The following is a 1995-nucleotide window of genomic DNA, read 5'->3' as shown; positions in this document are numbered from 1 at the left end:
GTGACCCCCGTGGTCCCGGTGGTCCCGGTGGGCCCGGTGACCCCCGTGGTCCCGGTGGTCCCGGTGGGCCCGGTGACCCCCGTGGTCCCGGTGACCCCCGTGGTCCCGGTGACCCCCGTGGTCCCGGTGGGTCCAGTGGCTCTGGCGATTCCAGTGGCCCTGGTGAGTCCAGGGGCCCTGGTGGCCCTGGTGGCTCAAGTGACTCAGGTGCCCCCGGTGATGAACGGCCGCCGACGGTCCGCCGCGATGCCGATGCCGATGCTGATGCCGCTGCCGATGCCTACGCCGACGCGCCTGGCGACGTCCGGGACGCCCCGGCGCCGGTGCCGCGCCGAGCCTCCCGGCGCAGGCTCCTGGCCTGGGGCGGCGCAGCGGCCCTCGCGGCCGTGGGGACCACGACGGCGGCCGTCGTCCTGCGCGACGGGGACGGCGGCAGCGGCGACGGTGCGTCCGGCGGCGCCGAGGGACGCAAGGAGCCCCGGCCGCCCGCCGGTAAGGTGGTCTGGAGCCGCGAGATCGGTGAAGTCCGGTACGGCGGCGCCCTGGTGCGCGGCGGCAAGGACCTCTACGTACTCGACGACAAGGGCCTGACCCGCCTGGACGCGGAGACCAACACGCTCCGCTGGACGTACCCGGAGGAGGGCCTGCAGAGCGTGCGGGCGCGCGGCGACCTGGTGTACGTGCTCCGGGACTTCCTGTCCGCGCCCGAGCTGATCGCCCTGCGCGTGGCGGGCGGCCGGGAGGCGTGGACCTCGGGCCTCCTGTCCCGCAACCGGCACCGGCCGCCCCGCCCCCTCGACGCCCCCAGGAGCGAACTCGAGGGCAGCCGCGGCCTGTTCACCGTCTCGGACGACGTCACATGCCTGTTGACCTACGCCCCGTACGACACCCGGTGGGAGCGGCGCACCGCCATGGACCGGCCCTGGCGCGCCTACGGCTTCGACTCCCGTACGGGAAAGGAACTCTGGTTCCACGAAGGGCGCGCGGCAGGCGTGACCGGTGTGGACGACGCGGGCGGGCGGATAGCCGTGGCCGCCGCGGCGAACGAACCGCTGGTCGTCCTCAAGGCGTCCGACGGCACGGTGGAGGCGGAGGTCGAGAACGGTGCGCGGCGCCCGCAGGCCCACCCCGGCGCGGCAGGCATCGGCTACTTCGCGTCGGACAAGCGGATCGAGGCGGTCGACCTCGCGACCCGGCGCACCGTGTGGGGCAGGGCCGCGGCGGGCGCGGCCGTCACGCCGCGGGCCACGGACGGGCTCGTGATCGCCGCCGTGTCCGGCGGCATCACGGCGCTGGATGCCCGTACGGGGCGTGAGCGGTGGTCGCGGAGCGGGTTCCAGGAGATCGAGGAGGGCGCGCCGCCGCTGGTCTCCGACGGGCTCGTCCTCGTCTCCGGGCCGGAGCCGGGGGGCTCTGGGAGCGGAGTGTGGGGAGTGTACGCGTTGGACGTGCGGACCGGTGAGGCGGCTTGGGCGGTGCGGGTGGACTCGGCGTCGGAGATGAGTCTTGCCGCTGCGCGGGGCGGGCTGGTCCATGTCTGCGCGGGGCGCGTGGTGCATACGGTGCGGGGGGCGGCGTGAGCCCCTGTGAGCGCGACTACCCCGCCGCTCCGCGGCGGATCACTCCCACCGACCCACCCAATACTCCGCACCGCGATCTCCTTGCAGGGGCGAGCGGGTCGGTCCACTCTCCGCACCGTCTTCGCCCTGTAGGAGCGGGCGGGTCGGTCGACTCTTCGCACCGCGCTCGCACCGCAGGAACAGGCAGGCCGGGCCACACTCCGCACCGCCTTCACCCCGCACGAGCAGGCGGGTCGGTGCACGCTTCGCACCGCGCTCGCACCGCAGGAACAGGCAGGCCGGGCCACACTCCGCACCGCCTTCACCCCGCACGAGCAGGCGGGTCGGTGCACGCTTCGCACCGCGCTCGCACCGCAGGAACAGGCAGGCCGGGCCACACTCCGCACCGCCTTCACCCCGCACGAGCAGGCGGGTC

General features: G+C 75.0%; 1 protein-coding gene. It reads left to right on the top strand.

Going from position 1 to position 1995, the window contains the following annotated elements; all coding sequences use genetic code 11:
* Positions 1 to 323 precede the first annotated feature (323 nt).
* Positions 324 to 1580 carry a PQQ-binding-like beta-propeller repeat protein gene (locus ACFWZ2_RS36725; RefSeq protein ID WP_384553316.1) on the top strand — a complete coding sequence of 419 codons (1257 nt, stop codon included), beginning with the start codon at positions 324 to 326 and terminating at the stop codon, positions 1578 to 1580.
* Positions 1581 to 1995 lie beyond the last annotated feature (415 nt).

The organism is Streptomyces sp. NPDC059002 (assembly GCF_042740435.1).
GTDB lineage: Bacteria > Actinomycetota > Actinomycetes > Streptomycetales > Streptomycetaceae > Streptomyces.
Note: the sequence above shows the minus strand (reverse complement) of the source record. Positions and strands in the feature narration are given on the sequence as shown.